The following is a 14,059-nucleotide window of genomic DNA, read 5'->3' as shown; positions in this document are numbered from 1 at the left end:
TAGAGTGGGCCTGCGCCGTCAGAAGGCCACGTGAACGTCCGCAGGACGTCCCGCCCGGGCTGGCCCGGTAGCCTGGACACATGGTCGAGTGGGTGCAGGGCCTCATGGACAGCCTGGGTTACGCGGGCATTCTGCTGCTGATGGTGCTGGAGAACCTCTTCCCGCCCATTCCGAGCGAGCTGATCATGCCGTCGGCGGGCTTCGCGGCGTCGCGCGGGGAACTCAGCCTGGTGCTGGTGATCGTGATGGGCACACTGGGCAGCGTCCTGGGCACGCTGCCGCTGTACTACGTCGGCCGCGTGTTCAGCGAGGAGCGGCTGGTCGCGTGGGCCGACAAGCACGGCAAGTGGCTCACCATCAGCGGCAAGGACGTCCGGCGCGCCGACGAGTGGTTCGACCGGCACGGCCCCAAGGCGGTGCTGTTCGGCCGGATGGTGCCGGGCATCCGCAGTCTGCTGAGCCTCCCGGCGGGCATGTCGGACATGCCGCTCCCGACATTCCTGCTGTACTCCGCCATCGGCTCGGGGCTGTGGGCCTCGGCCCTGGCGGGCGCCGGCTACGCGCTGGGCGAGAACTACGACCGGGTCGAGGAGTACATCGGCCCGGCCAGCCAGATCATCGTGGGCGTGGCGGCCGTGGCCCTCATCGTGTGGTTCGTCCGGCGCCGGCGCGAGCAGGGAACGGCGAAGCGCTCCTAGAACCAGCCTCTCAGTGCTCCAGCTGCACATGCGGCAGCCGGCGGTCCATCCACGCGGGCAGCCACCAGTTCCACTTGCCCGCAAGTTTCAGGAAGCTGGGCACCAGGATCAGGCGCACCAGCGTGGCGTCGAGGATCACGGCCACGGCGAGGCCCAGGCCGATGCTCATGCTGGCGACCACCCGCCCGAAGATGAACGCGGCGAAGACGATGAACATGATCACCGCCGCCGACGTGATGATCCGCGCGGTGTGCCCGACCGCCTGCACGATCGCCTCGTCGTTGTCGCGCCGCTTGAGGTACTCCTCCTGCACGCGTGAGAGCAGGAAGATCTCGTAGTCCATGCTCAGGCCGAACATCACCGCGAACAGCAGCACCGGCAGCGTGGCGTCCAGCACGCCGACGTCCTGCGGAAAGCCCAGGACGCGGGCCAGGAAACCGTCCTGCACGACCAGCGTGACCACGCCCACCGCCGCTCCGACAGTCAGGGCGTTCATCAGGATGCTCTTGAGCGGGATCAGCAGCGAGCGGAACGCGACCATCAGCAGCAGGAAGGTGCCGATGAACACGGCCGCGATCACGGTGGGCAGGGTGCCGGTGATGGCGCGGCTCCACTCCTGCCCGCCGATGGGCGCGCCGCCCAGCAGATACCGGTACCCGCTGGCGTCCAGCACACCGCGCAGCCGCTCCTCGAAGGCCGGGATCTGCTCGGCCTTCAGGGTGTCGTCGGGCACGACGGTGACGCGCAGGTACGTGCGGTCGGCGCTGAAGGAGCGCCGCGTCAGGGTGCTCAGGGCGGCGATCCCGTCCGAGCTGCTGCCGCCGGCGCCCGCGAGGTCCTCGCGCGTCACGAAGGGGCTCAGGACGCCCTTCACGCCGGGCAGGGCCCGCAGGTCACCCACGGTCGTCTGGAAGGTGGCACGCTGCGACGGCGTATACCGCTGCCCATGGAGGTCGAGGATCACCTCGAACTGGCTCAGCAGGCCGCCGGCGCCGAGCGTCCGCACGTCGGCCAGGGCGTCACGGCTCTCCAGACCGGGTGTCAGGCCCCAGGCGCCCGCGTAGCCGGTGCGCATGCCGAACGCCGGAATGGCGAGCAGCAGCAGCGTGGCCGCGCCGCCGATCAGCCCCAGCCACGGGCGGGCCGTGACGCGGCGCGCGAAGGCCGTCCAGCCCTCGCTGGCCCCGCCGCCCTGTGCCCAGCCGATCTTCAACACGCGCGGAGAATTCACGCGCTCGCCCAGCACCGTGAACAGCGCCGGCAGGGCCGTGACGCTCGCCAGCACGGTCAGCAGCACGGCCAGCACCCCGCCGATGCCCAGCGAGCGGATCACGTCCACCGGCGGCACGATCAATCCGGCCATGGCGATGGCGACGGTCGAGCCGCTGAACAGCACGCTGCGCCCGGCCGTGAGTACCGTGCGGGACGCGGCGGCCGCGCTGTCCGCTCTGGCCGCAGCGGTCGTGGGCGCGGCGCTCCGCTCCGACGATGACGGGACACCACCGTCATCGTCTGCGCTCCGGCCACGCCTGCTGTCGGAGACTCGCTCTGCTCGGTCGGCGACGCCGACGCCCGTCTTCAGCTCCTCGCGGAAGCGGTTGACCATCAGCAGCGCGTAGTCGATGCCCGCGCCCAGGCCGAGCATGGTGATCACGCTCTGGGCAAAGGTGCTGACCTCGGTCACGCGGGTCAGGCCGTACAGGCCCGCCATGGCGACCGTGATGCTCAGCACGCCCACGACCAGCGGCAGGCCGGTGGCGACCAGCGCGCCGAACACCACCACGAGCAGCAGCGCGATCAGCGGCAGCGCGGCGAACTCGCTGCGTTTGGTGTCGGACTCGGCGTACTGCGTGAAATCGTCCGCGATGGCCTGCCCGCCGGTCACGCGGATGTCCAGCGCGGCGCTATCTGCGGTCTTCACGTACGCGCGCACGCGGCTCAGGGTCTCGGTCGCGCCCTCCAGCAGCGGAATCTGCGCCAGCGTGAGGGCCTGCGTGCCGTCCGCCGTGCGGGTCGAGAGCGCTCCGCCGGCCTGGGCGCTCACCACGCGCGTCACGCCCGGCACCTTCTCCAGGCCGCTCACGAAGGCGTCGTAGGCGGCCTGACCCTGCGGGGTGTTCAGGGAGGGCGAACTGCGCGTCAGCAGCAGCACCGTGTTCGTGTCGGCCTCCCCGAACTCGTCCTTGAGAATCCGGGTCACGCGGGCGCTCTCGGTGTCGGTCAGGGTGCTGGGGCCGGCGCTCAGGGCGCCGGGCGCGCGGGCGGCGAAGGGAATGCTGAGCAGCGCGGCGAGCGCCCACACCAGCAGCGTCGCCCAGGGATGGCGGGTCACGACTCGGGCCAGGAAGTGCACGCCCGCGATGCTAGAGCACGGCCGGGAAAAGACCGTAAGGAGCACCCAGGAGCGGGCTGGACGGATGCTGCGTGCAGCCACGCACCACCCCGACCAGACCCCGAGCAGTGAAGCCGCGTCCGGTCGTCCGCGGCCCCCGCAGGGTCAGAACAGCTCGTCCAGCACGCAGTAGTACGCGATCTTGTCCATGTCCACGGCGCCCCGGCCGTACGCGTCGAGCAGGCGCTCGCCCCACTCCGCGCCCAGGTTGAACCGCGCGCTGTGCCACGCCAGGGCGAGGTCCGCGTGACGGTCCGCGATGCCGGCGCGGCCCACGTCGATCACGCCCTCGATCAGGCCGCCGTTCAGGATGAAGTTGGGCAGGCACGCGTCGCCGTGCGTGACGACCAGATCCTCGGCGGCGGGCCGGGTGCGCACCAGTTCGTTGAAGACGCTGGTCGCCGTCCGGCCCAGGCGCTCCTCGTCGAAGTCCGATTCGTCCACCACGCCGGCCTCGACGTGTTCGCGGCCCAGACGCAGGGTCACGTCCAGGGTCATGCGGAACGGGCACTCGCGGATGGGCAGGGCGTGCAGTTCGCGCAGCGCGCGGGCCAGCAGGTCCACCACCCGCTCGGGGTGCAGCGTGGCGTCCGGGTCGCTCAGGGGAATGCCGGGCAGCCGGGTCATGGCGAGGTACTCGTGCTCCGGCGTGACCTCGAAGCCCACGACCTGCGGCGCGGGCACGCGGCCCGCCAGCCAGCGCAGGCGCTCGCGTTCCTGCTGCAGGGTGGCGACGGGGTGGGCGCCGCGCGCCTGCACCTTCACCACGTACTTGGTGCTGCGCCACACGCCCGCGCCGCTCTGGCCCAGCGTGACGCGCTCCCAGCGGGCGGCGGGCAGCACGCGGCGCAGCGCCTCGGGCAGGATCAGCGTGTCGGGCAGCACGGAGTGAGCATAGGGCGACGCTAACCCTGCGTGAAGACGCCCGCGCCGCGCTCCCCGGCATGATGGGCGCATGTCCTCTCCCCCGACCGGCGGCTCCGGCAAGCGCGAGTGGTTCAGCGAGGTCATCGGCCGCACGCGCTTCGTCGTGCTGATCGCGGTGGTGGCGGTGCTGCTGGTGTCGTTCAGCCTCTTCCTGCAGGGCACGCTGCTGGCGCTGGACGCCGTGTGGAACTCGTGGCGCGACATCTACCGCGAGGGCCTCTCGGCGCAGCGGGGCGACCTCGCCGTGGAGTTCCTAGAGGTCGTGAGCACCATGCTCAAGGCCGTGGTGTTCTACCTGATCGGCGTGGGGCTGTACTCGCTGTTCATCACGCCGCTGAACCTCACCTCGGCGCTGGGCGTCGAGAGCCTGGCGGACCTGGAGCAGAAGGTCGTGTCGGTGATCATCGTGATCCTGGGCGTGACCTTCCTGGAGCACTTCGTGCGCTGGGAAAAGCCGCTGGACACGCTGCAGTTCGCCGGCGCGCTGGCGCTGGCAGGCGGCGCGCTCGTGTTCTTCCAGCGGGTGCACCGCGGTGCGGGCGGCGACCTGCAGCAGCCGGAGTCCAAGCTGCGCGCCCGGCGCGACCTGTTCGAGAACGAGCACGAGCAGCGGCACATCGACGAGCGCGACGTCATGCAGGCCGAACAGGCCACCCGCGCGAAGGCGGCCGGCACCGTGGACGCCGACGACGGCAGCGGCTGAGGGTGCGCGGGGGCGGGGCCGGGCTACACTACACGGGATGAAGGTCGGACTGCTCGAATCGCATGCCGCGCGCTCCAGCGCGTACTGGGCGGCGCTGCTCAAGGAACTGGGGGTGGAGGTCGCCGCGCCGGTGCTCGCCGACGGGGAAGCGCTGGAGATCGGCCGCGAGAGCCTGCCGGGCGAGGCGCTGGGGGTGCAGCTCGCGCTGGGCCGCATCCTGGCGCTGGGCCGCGTGGACGCCGTGCTGGTGCCGCGCCTGCCGGCCGTGAACGCGGACGCGTGGGGCGAGGCGTTCACGGAGTTGCTGCCCCGCCGGATCAGCGGCCTGCCCACCCTGATTGACGTGCCGGACGGCGGCCCGGAGCTGGAGAGCGCCGCCGCCGAGGTCGGGCTGCGCCTGACGCAGAATGGCGGCACGGTGCGCCGCGCCCTGGACCGCAGCCGGCTCCTGGCGGGCGGCCCGCGCGCCGACATGCCGATGCTCACCCGCGCGTCGCGCGTGACGGTCGCCGTGATCGGCCCGCGCGCCCTGCTGGCCGAACCCGTGCTGGCCGGCGGCCTGCGGCCCGCGCTGGAGGCGCTGGGCCTGCACCCGGTGTTCAGCCACGACCTGCCGCTGGCCGACGTGCTCAAACGCGCCGAGCGCATGGAGAATGCAGAGAAGGCCGCAGACGGCGAGCGCGAGCTGTTCGGCGCGGCGTCGCTGCTGTCGGGCAAGAGCGCCGTGCGCGGCCTGCTCCTGGCCGCGCCCGCGCGGGACGGCGCGGCGGGGGCGGCCCTGCACCGCGTCGCGCAGCGCATGCACAAGCCCACCCTCAGCATGACCGTTGAGGCCGGGCAGACCGAGTTCCCGGAGCTGGAGGCATTCCGAGACCGCGTCACGCTGGGGCAGGGCCAGCCCGCCGGGGAGGGCGCATGAACCTCTGGCGCTGGCTGATCACCCCGGACCCCGCGCCGGGCCTGACGCGCACCAAGCTGCTGAAACTGGTCGCGCGCGTCGTGCTGTTCGCGGTGGTGGCGACGCTGCTCAGCTCGCTGCTGAGCCTCACGCCACTGAGGCCCTACCTGAATACGTGGTGGGGCAGCCTGATCTTCATCCTGATCCTGTACGTGCCCCTGGCGCGCTACATGACGCTGGACACCATACCCCGCACGCGCGGCGCGGCCCCGGCCGGCAAGACCACTCCGGCCGCGGGCACCAGCGCGCAGCGCCGCCGGGAACGCAACCGCTACGCGGGCGTCCGTAAGGGCCCGCCCAAGTACGGGGGGCGCCGATAGCCTCCGGGCTGGAACGCTCGCGCAAGAAACGCCCGGCGGACGAGTGGGCCAGCGAGCGGGTGTTCCGGCCGCTGGCGCAGACGCTGGTGCCGCCGCTGGCCCGCGCCAACGTGAACCCGGCGCACGTGGTGCTGCTGCACACGGTCATCGGCCTGGACGCCGCCGCCCGCATCCGCCGGGGCGAGCGGCTGGCGCCGGCCCTGCTGCTGCAACTCAAGACGGTGCTCGACGGTCTGGACGGTCAGCTGGCCCGCGCGACCGGCCGCACCACAGAGACCGGCCGCTACCTCGACACCGAGATGGACCTCGTGGTGAACGCCGCGCTGAACGTGGCGATCGAGGGCGTGCCGGCCGGGCTGGCGCTGACCGTGCTGCAGAGCGTCATCCTGACCGTCGATTACCTGTGGGAGCGCGAGCACCGCGAGGCGCGCGGCGAGGTCTTCCGCGACCCGCCCGCCCAGGCCGGAGACGACCCGCGCGTGCTGGCGGCGCTGCGGGCGGTGTACGCCGCGTACTTCGTGCCGCAGGAGCGGGTGCTGGGCCGCGTCTTCGCGGCGCGGCTGCGGCGTGTGGCCGGCGGCGCGCCCAGCGCACGGCAGCGTCAGGCGTACACGCCGCTGGCCGCCGCCACCGTCACCGCGAACCTGGGCCTCAGTACGCAGTTCCTGGCGCTGGGGCTGGCGGTGCTGACCGGCCGGCCGCAGCTGTATACGCGCTCCCTGCCGCTCCAGGCGGCGCTGCTGCTGGGCACGCAGCTGTGGCGGGAAGCGCGGGTGCGCGCCGCCACCGCCGGCCCTCAGCCCTCTTCCAGCGGGTAGGTGCGCGCGGCGCGGTACGCCAGACCGATCAGGTACGCGTAGAACACCGCCACCGCCAGAAAGACCAGCCAGCCGGGGAAGCTGCCGATGTCGGCCAGCGACAGCGCGTCCGGGAACTCCAGCACCCAGCCCTTGGGCTGGTCGAGGTCGAGTTTGGCGAGCCACGCGAGCAGCACTGCCGCGTAGATCCACAGGTAGTTGCGGCTCAGGCGCCAGCCCATCGCGTCGCTGCGGCTCATGGGGCTGCGCGGGCGGGCCAGTTCCGCCAGCAGCAGCTGGTGCCACCCGGGATCGACGTTCTCGCCCAGCATCGCCGGGTAGAAGAAGCGCTCCATGATCCGCACGCGGTGGTGCGCGATCTCGTACGAGCGGAAGCGCCGGGCTTCCAGGCGCAGGAAGAAGAAATTCATGAACATCGCGAACAGGAACGTGGCGTGCGAGTTGTTCACGTCACCCAGCGCGAAACTCGCCAGGCCGGCGGTGGTCACGACGGACCAGTTGGTGGTCATGTCCAGCCGCTGCCGGTAGGAGGTCATCTTGCCGACCTCCGCGCGGTACAGGTGGATCAGGGCGTTGGCGCTGTTGGTGCTGTAACTGACCTCCGTCAGGCCGCCCGGCAGCACGGCCCCGACTCCGCCGCCCGTGCCCGGCATCAGTCCCGCCACTCCCGCTGCATGCCGCGTCGCATGCTCCCAGCGTAGCGCCTGTCGCGTCACCCCTGCGTGAAGCGCCGCCCCCCTCAGCGCAGGTAGGGATTGCCGCGGCGCTCGGCGCCGACCGTGGTGGGGGCGCCGTGGCCGGGATACACGGCCGTGTCGTCGGGCAGGGTCAGCAACTCGCGCCGCAGGCCGTCGATCAGCTGCGGATGGTTCCCGCCGGGCAGATCCGTGCGCCCGATGCTGCCCTGGAACAGCGTGTCGCCGGCCAGCACGAAGCCGTCCCCGACAAAGACCACGTGGCCAGGCGCGTGGCCGGGCAGGTCGCGCGCGCGCACGCTCAGGTCGCCGGCCGTGAAGACCTGATCCTGCGCGATCTCGTGTTCCGGGTCGTCCGGCTGCACGAAGGGCAGGTTCCAGCGCGCGGCCGACGTGGCCCCGTTCCGGTACAGCGGCAGGTCCGCCGGGTGCAGCCACACCGGCACGCCCAGCGCTTCCCTCACCGCCTGCACCGCGCCGATGTGGTCGAAGTGCGCGTGCGTGAGCAGGACGCCGCGCACGGTCACGCCGGCCTCCTGCACCAGTGCCAGGACGCGCTCGGCATCGTCCCCGGGATCGATCAGGAAGCCCTGGCCGTCCGCGCCGGCGATCAGCACCGCATTTTCCTGAAGGGGACCGGTAGACAGCGACCAGACGCGCACGGAACCGTGATGGTGGGGAGCAGCCATGCCCGGAGTGTAGCGGGGCGCGCGAGCAGGAGAATCAGGTCTGGTCGTCGACCAGCGCCTCGGCGGCGGCGCGCTTGACCGCCTGGGTGCCGTCACGCGCGGCGGCGGCGCTGGAGTACGTCTCGCTGGTGCCGATGACCTGCCCGTTGGCGGCCTTCAGGCTGAAGCGCAGGCCGTCTTCGCTCATGTCGTAGCGGGTGTCGCTGGCAGCGTTCTGCTTGACCGAGGCGATGCCGCCCGTCGCGCCGGCCTTGCTGGTGTAGCGCTCACTGGTCAGGACGACCTGACCGTTGCCCGCGTGCAGGTTGAACATGAACTGGTCACCGGATGCCTTCAGGACGAATTTCGACGCCATACTGAACCTCCAGGGGTGAATTGTGGGTCAGTTGACGTTATACACCCTGGCAGCTCAACCGCGCGCGAACGCCACCGCCGCCGCCACCTGCTCGCCGGTGGGGCGCACGCCGGTGTACAGCACGAACTGCTCCAGCGCCTGCAGGGCGACGACCTCCAGGCCGGTCACCACCGCCTTGCCCTGCCGCCGCGCCTCCGCGATCAGGGGCGTCTCGCTGGGCAGGGCCACCACGTCGAACACCGTGGCGGCCGCCGCGACGTGCTGCGGCGTGAAGGCCAGCGCGTGCTCCTCCGGGCCGCCCGCCATGCCGATGGGCGTGACGTTCACCAGCAGGTCGCCCGGCTGAGCGTCCGGCACGTCCGGCTGCCACGTCCATCCGCAGCGGTCGGCCAGTACGCGGCCAGCCCCCTCGTTGCGCGCCACCAGCACACCGTGCGTGAAGCCCGCGTCGCGCAGGGCACTCGCCACCGCCTTGCCCATGCCGCCGCTGCCGCGCAGCACCACCCGCGCCGCCGGGTCCAGGGCGTGACGGCCGGTCAGGAGCTGCGCCGCCGTGTAATCGGTGTTGTACGCCTTCAGGTGCCCGGCCGTGTTCACGATGGTGTTCACCGAACCGATGGCCGCGGCAGAGGGGTCCAGCTCGTCCAGCAGCGGAATCACGGCCTCCTTGAAGGGCATGCTGACGGCGCAGCCCCGGATGCCCAGCGCGCGGATGCCGCGCACCGCGCCCTCCAGGTCCTCCGTGGTGAAGGCCTTGTACACGAAGTTCAGGTCCAGCGCCGCGTACAGGTGGTTGTGGAAGCGCGTGCCGAAGTTGCCCGGCCGGCTGGCCAGGCTCATGCACAGCTGCGTGTCCCGGTCGAGGACCCTCACGCCTCCAGCCCCAGCATCAGGGTCAGGTTCTGCACGGCCGCGCCTCCCGCCCCCTTGCCGAGGTTGTCCAGCCGCGCGGCCAGCAGCGCCCGCTCGCCGTCCGCCGAGGCGTACACGAAGATTTCCAGGTCGTTCGTGCCGTTCAGCGCCTGCGGATCGACGATCTCCGGGGTGGCCGCGCGGTCCACCACCCGCACGTGGCGCTGCCCGGCGTAGTGGGCGCTCAGCGCGGCGCGCAGCGCGTCCGGCGTGGTGCCCAGCTCGCGCAGGTGCAGCGGGATGGTCACGGTCATGCCCTGCGCCCACGCCCCCACGTTCGGCGTGAAGATCGGCGTGCGCGTCAGGCCGCCGTAGCGCATGGTCTCGGGGATGTGCTTGTGGTTCAGGCCCAGCCCGTAGCTCAGGAACTCGCCGCGCATCGGGTGCGCGAGATCCTGCTCGTGCGCGTCCACCAGCGCCCGCCCGCCGCCCGTGTACCCGCTGTATCCCTGAATGCTGACCGGGAAGTCGGCCGGCAGCAGGCCCGCCCCGGTCAGCGGGGCCAGCAGCGAGATCGCGCCCGTGCTGTAACAGCCGGGATTCGCCACGTAGCGCGCCGCGCGGATGCGGCCGGGCTGCTCCGGGCCGAGTTCCGGAAAGCCGAACACCCACGCCGGATTCACGCGGTGCGCCGTGCTGGCGTCCAGCAGGCGCGACGCCGGATTGGTCGTAAGGGCGACCGCCTCGCGCGCCGCGTCGTCGTGCAGGCACAGGATGCTCACGTCCGCCGCGTTCAGCAGGTCGGCCCGCGCGCCGCTGTCCTTGCGCCGCGCCGGGTCGATGCTCAGCAGTTCGATGTCCGTGCGGCCCGACAGGCGCGACCGGATCTGCAGTCCCGTCGTGCCCGCCTCGCCGTCGATGAATACCCGTGGCCTCGCCATACCGTCACCTTAACGCCTGCGCCCGCCCGCTGTCCGGCGTGTCCAGAACAGCCCCGCCGCCTCACCGGGGGCGGCGGGGATCGTCCGGACTATTCAGCAGCCCCGTGGGCTCAGGGCGTGCCGAGCTGCGTGATGCGGGTGCCCCAGTTGGCGAGCGCGGTGCGGGTGGCGCCGCAGGAACCGATGGGCGCGGTGGCGTACTGCGTCAGGGTGCAGGTCTGCGCGATGTACTCGTTGGCGAGCCACAGGCTGGTGCCGTCCGTGGCGGCGGCGCCGTAGTCGCCCCAGCGGGGGCGCAGCGGCGTGCCGAAGGCCTTGTAGCCGCTGAACCCGTCCTGGGGGCCGGCGCCCTCGGCCGCGACCTGCACCGGGCCCGCGCCGGACGTGCTCAGGCCGAAGTACGCGGCGCTGGGGTGGTGGTCGGCACCGACCAGGGTCGCCCCGACGGCGGCCTGTCCGGCGGTCGTGACGGCCACGGTGGGGTACAGCAGGTTGTTGCCGGGCACGCTCACCACACCCTGGTTCACGACCTGGGCGTCGGCCTTGTTCTTGTTCGACTGGGGACGCAGCACGAACCACGCGGCGCCGACCCGGTCCACGCCGTTGTCGCTGACGGCGGTGCCGAGCGTCGTCCACAGCTTGCCGCCGGTGTACATGACCTGCTGCACGCGGCTGTCCCCGCTGTCGATGGTCGAGAGCACCTCGGTGTGCGCTGGCTCGGCGTTGAAAAGGTAGCGCCAGCAGCCGCGGCCCAGAGACGTGACGAGCGTGGTGTCATTGATGCACTGACCCAGCGGGAAGTTGCCGGATTTCTGCGTGGCGGCGGGCGGCACGGCGTACGACATGACGGGCACGCTGCCGACGTTGAGCGTCAGGTCTGGCTGGGCGCTGTCCAGCGAGGCGGTGTTCGTCAGGCCCCACACGGCCAGCCGGTCGCTCACGCCGCTGTCCTCGAAGACGGCCAGCGAACTCACGAAGTACTCGGTACCGCGCGTGCCCTTGTCGAAGTCGCCGCCGGGCGAAATGGACGGCATCAGGGTAAACGCGGGCTGCGGGCTGACGCCGTCCTTGAGGTAGAAGCTGACGACGTTCAGGGTGCCCGCTCCCGCGACCAGGGCGGCCTTGGGCAGCGCGTAGATGTTCACGCCGTTGTAGCCGTCCACAAGCAGCGGGAACTCGTTGGTGGTGATGTACACGCCGTTGGCGTCCACGCCCAGGTGCGGATAGTCGCCCAGGCACGGGCAGTTGCCGTGGTTGGGCGTGCCGTCCGTGCCGTCGTTGTGGACCGGCAGGCGGTAGACCGTCCACTCGCCGGCGGGGTCGCTGGTACGGCTGACGGCCAGGTCCAGCGTGTTCTTGCCGGTCAGATTGCCGTTCGGGGCGACGCCCAGCGTGTCGGTCAGGTGGAACCAGCGGCCGCTGGCGTTGTCGTAGTGGCAGCTGGGGTCGAACAGGCTGGGGCCGTACACGCCGGTGGTGCGGTTGATGGCCGCCGGGTAGCCGTTGAAGGTGTTCAGGTCCACCGGGGACGTGCGGGGCGTGCCGCCCGTGCTGTACACGCGCAACACGGAGTTCACGGTCTCCAGCACCGAGCCGTTGCCCACGCACAGGCCCTGGTCCGGCGGCTCGTTGCTGAACTGGTTACCACCGTTGGCAAGGCGGGTATCGCGGTGGTTCAGGCCGTTGAAGCTCCGGAGCAGTGTGGGGGCGGCCGTGACCTTCTGCGCGCCCAGGGCCGTGCCGCTCACGCCGCGCCCGGTGCGGGTGCCGGGCAGCCGGCGGTTTACCCCGACGCCCGCGGCGCTGCGGCCAGCCGGGAGTCCCACCCGCTGGGCGTCGAGCGCCGCGCCCTCGGGGCCGTCGGCGATGCCGGGCTCCGGACCGAATTCCGGAAACTGCACCGCGTCGCTGCCGAGCCCGCCGGACCGCAGCGACGCGGTGCCGGCCGCGCTGATGGTGCGGACCGCGCCGGGCACGGCCACCGCCTGAGACGTCACGTCCGGCGTACTCGCCGCCGTGTCGCGGGCCGCGCTGCCGCACGCCACCAGGCCGACGCCCAGCGTGGCCCCCACCACCCACTTCCAGGGTCTGTGCATACGTTGTTCCCTCCGGTCATTGCACCTTGAACGGACTGGGCTGGCGAACGCGGTCGCGGCGCGGTCTGCTCGATGCCCGGATCAAGGCGGAGGGACGGTGGTGCACGTGCGGCGCCTGGGGTCCGGACAGGTAAACGCCTTCACTGTACGCCCGGACGCGGAGCGTGGCGAGAGGGGCGGGCCGGCGTCCCGGGACGCGCCTACCAGCGCGGCGTCATGGCGCCCATCACGTGGTACATCAGGGCCTTCTGGGCGTGCAGGCGGTTCTCGGCCTGGTCGAACACGCGGCTCTTGGGATGCTCGGTCGCCTCGGGCACCGTCTCCTCGCCGTAGTGCGCGGGCAGGCAGTGCAGGAAGATGCCGTGCGGTGCCAGGGTGTCCAGCATCTCTGGCGTGACCTGATACCCGCGGAAGGCCCGGCGACGGATGTCGGCCTCGGCTTCCTGGCCCATGCTGATCCACACGTCGGTGTACAGCACGTCCGCGCCCGCGATGGCAGACAGGTCGTGCGTGAGGGTGATGTCGGTGCCGTGCTTCACGGCGTCCATCAGCACGCCCGCGTTGGGCTCGTACCCGACGGGCGTGACGATGGTGACCTGCGCGCCGGTCAGGATCGCCATGTGGATGTGGCTGTTGGCGAGGTTGTTGCCGTCCCCGATGTACACCACGCGGCGCCCGCGCAGGTCCGTGCCGAACTCGTCCTCGATGGTCTGGTAGTCGGCGAGGAGCTGCGCGGGGTGCAGCATGTCCGACAGGCCGTTGATCACCGGGATGGTGGCATGCTGCGCGAGTTCGTTCAGGGTCTGCTGGAGGTACACGCGGCCCATCACGGCGTCCACCCAGCGCTCCAGATTGCGCGCCACGTCCGACACGCGCTCGCGGGTGCCCAGGCCGATCTCGGTGTTCGACAGCGTGATGGCGTGCCCGCCCAGCTGGTACATGCCGACGTCGAAGGTGGTGCGCGTGCGCAGCGACGCCTTCTCGAAGACCAGCGCGATCGACAGGCCGGCCAGGGGCTTCACGCCGCGCCACTCGCCGCGTTTCATGCTGTGCGCGGTGTCGAGCACCGCGCGCAGCTCAGCGGGGCTCATGTCGAGGTTGCTCAGGAAGTCACGGCCTGCCATCACCGGCGCGGGCAGCGTATCCGGCGTAAGAGCGGCGGCTTTATTCATGCCCGTGCCATCTTGCCGGGGCGCGGGGCGGGAGGACTTCTTCGCTCTGGCGGCAGCCTTCGTCATAAGGTGCCAGTATACGCAGTTCGGCCGGAACGGTGGTCAGCTGTGCAAGCTTATTCAGTTTTACGAGTAAACATGCACTCCACAAGCTGGGCAACTCGGGCCAAGGCAGCTGGATAAACGCCAGAGACGTCAACAAGCGGAGTATGCGGGGAGCCACCTCGGCACTCATGGGTGAGCGACACCCGACTGATCCAACCTCACACCTATACCGACCAAAAAGAAAGCGCTCCTGATCCGGAGATCAGGAGCGCTCATCGATGCATCTGGTATCAGTGACGTGACCTGTAGAAAGGAGGTGATCCAACCGCACCTTCCGGTACAGTTACCTTGTTACGACTTCACCCCAGTCATGCGCCACAGCCTAGACGCCTGCCGCG

At 71.2% G+C, this 14,059-nt stretch carries 14 protein-coding genes and 1 rRNA gene; 5 read left to right on the top strand and 10 right to left on the bottom strand.

Going from position 1 to position 14,059, the window contains the following annotated elements; all coding sequences use genetic code 11:
• Positions 1-80 precede the first annotated feature (80 nt).
• Positions 81-698, top strand: a complete 618-nt coding sequence (locus tag HNQ07_RS15255) for a DedA family protein (RefSeq protein WP_184113345.1) — start codon at positions 81-83, stop codon at positions 696-698.
• 10 nt (positions 699-708) lie between these two features.
• Here HNQ07_RS15255 and HNQ07_RS15250 read toward each other — a convergent pair whose 3' ends face one another.
• Both HNQ07_RS15250 and HNQ07_RS15245 read right to left on the bottom strand, forming a co-directional pair.
• A complete protein-coding gene (locus tag HNQ07_RS15250; RefSeq protein ID WP_184113344.1) occupies positions 709-3,051 on the bottom strand; it encodes an MMPL family transporter in 2,343 nt (780 codons plus the stop codon).
• Positions 3,052-3,195: 144 nt separating this feature from the next.
• Complete coding sequence (locus tag HNQ07_RS15245) at positions 3,196-3,975, bottom strand: APH(3') family aminoglycoside O-phosphotransferase (RefSeq protein WP_229832057.1); 780 nt, start codon at positions 3,973-3,975, stop codon at positions 3,196-3,198.
• Between the two features lie 70 nt (positions 3,976-4,045).
• On the opposite strand from HNQ07_RS15245, the gene HNQ07_RS15240 reads away from it, so the two are divergent.
• Genes HNQ07_RS15240 through HNQ07_RS15225 form a run of 4 tightly spaced genes read left to right on the top strand, consistent with a single transcriptional unit; the run spans position 4,046 to position 6,816 of the window.
• Positions 4,046-4,720 (top strand): YqhA family protein, encoded by a 675-nt coding sequence (locus HNQ07_RS15240; protein ID WP_184113342.1) that lies wholly within the window; start codon positions 4,046-4,048, stop codon positions 4,718-4,720.
• A 37-nt stretch (positions 4,721-4,757) separates the two neighbouring features.
• On the top strand, positions 4,758-5,639 hold the full coding sequence (locus tag HNQ07_RS15235; protein ID WP_184113341.1) for a hypothetical protein: 882 nt from the start codon (positions 4,758-4,760) through the stop codon (positions 5,637-5,639).
• The gene (locus HNQ07_RS15230; RefSeq protein WP_184113339.1) at positions 5,636-5,998 is read left to right on the top strand and encodes a hypothetical protein; all 363 of its coding nucleotides are present in this window, start codon (positions 5,636-5,638) and stop codon (positions 5,996-5,998) included. The genes HNQ07_RS15235 and HNQ07_RS15230 overlap by 4 nt, the downstream gene beginning before the upstream one ends.
• Before the next feature lie 59 nt (positions 5,999-6,057).
• Positions 6,058-6,816 (top strand): CDP-alcohol phosphatidyltransferase family protein, encoded by a 759-nt coding sequence (locus tag HNQ07_RS15225; RefSeq protein WP_229832055.1) that lies wholly within the window; start codon positions 6,058-6,060, stop codon positions 6,814-6,816.
• Here the strand turns inward: HNQ07_RS15225 and HNQ07_RS15220 are convergent.
• The 8 genes from HNQ07_RS15220 to HNQ07_RS23855 all read right to left on the bottom strand — a co-directional run.
• Positions 6,795-7,469 (bottom strand): DUF2270 domain-containing protein, encoded by a 675-nt coding sequence (locus tag HNQ07_RS15220; RefSeq protein ID WP_184113337.1) that lies wholly within the window; start codon positions 7,467-7,469, stop codon positions 6,795-6,797. The genes HNQ07_RS15225 and HNQ07_RS15220 overlap by 22 nt on opposite strands.
• Positions 7,470-7,555: 86 nt before the next feature.
• Positions 7,556-8,200 carry an MBL fold metallo-hydrolase gene (locus HNQ07_RS15215; RefSeq protein WP_184113335.1) on the bottom strand — a complete coding sequence of 215 codons (645 nt, stop codon included), beginning with the start codon at positions 8,198-8,200 and terminating at the stop codon, positions 7,556-7,558.
• Positions 8,201-8,234: 34 nt separating this feature from the next.
• Positions 8,235-8,555 (bottom strand): YegP family protein, encoded by a 321-nt coding sequence (locus tag HNQ07_RS15210; RefSeq protein WP_184113333.1) that lies wholly within the window; start codon positions 8,553-8,555, stop codon positions 8,235-8,237.
• 54 nt (positions 8,556-8,609) lie between these two features.
• The gene (locus tag HNQ07_RS15205; protein ID WP_184113331.1) at positions 8,610-9,428 is read right to left on the bottom strand and encodes a shikimate 5-dehydrogenase; all 819 of its coding nucleotides are present in this window, start codon (positions 9,426-9,428) and stop codon (positions 8,610-8,612) included.
• A complete protein-coding gene (gene argC, locus HNQ07_RS15200) occupies positions 9,425-10,348 on the bottom strand; it encodes an N-acetyl-gamma-glutamyl-phosphate reductase (protein ID WP_184113321.1) in 924 nt (307 codons plus the stop codon). The genes HNQ07_RS15205 and argC overlap by 4 nt, the downstream gene beginning before the upstream one ends.
• 110 nt (positions 10,349-10,458) lie before the next feature.
• Positions 10,459-12,444 (bottom strand): hypothetical protein, encoded by a 1,986-nt coding sequence (locus tag HNQ07_RS15195; protein ID WP_184113319.1) that lies wholly within the window; start codon positions 12,442-12,444, stop codon positions 10,459-10,461.
• A 200-nt stretch (positions 12,445-12,644) separates the two neighbouring features.
• Positions 12,645-13,682, bottom strand: a complete 1,038-nt coding sequence (gene argF, locus HNQ07_RS15190; RefSeq protein ID WP_229832052.1) for an ornithine carbamoyltransferase — start codon at positions 13,680-13,682, stop codon at positions 12,645-12,647.
• A gap of 288 nt (positions 13,683-13,970) precedes the next feature.
• A 16S ribosomal RNA gene (locus HNQ07_RS23855) occupies positions 13,971-14,059 on the bottom strand; the annotation flags it as partial.

It is taken from the genome of Deinococcus metalli (assembly GCF_014201805.1).
Classification (GTDB): domain Bacteria; phylum Deinococcota; class Deinococci; order Deinococcales; family Deinococcaceae; genus Deinococcus; species Deinococcus metalli.
The sequence above is the reverse complement of the archived record's forward strand: the minus strand, read 5'-3'. Positions and strand labels throughout refer to the sequence as shown.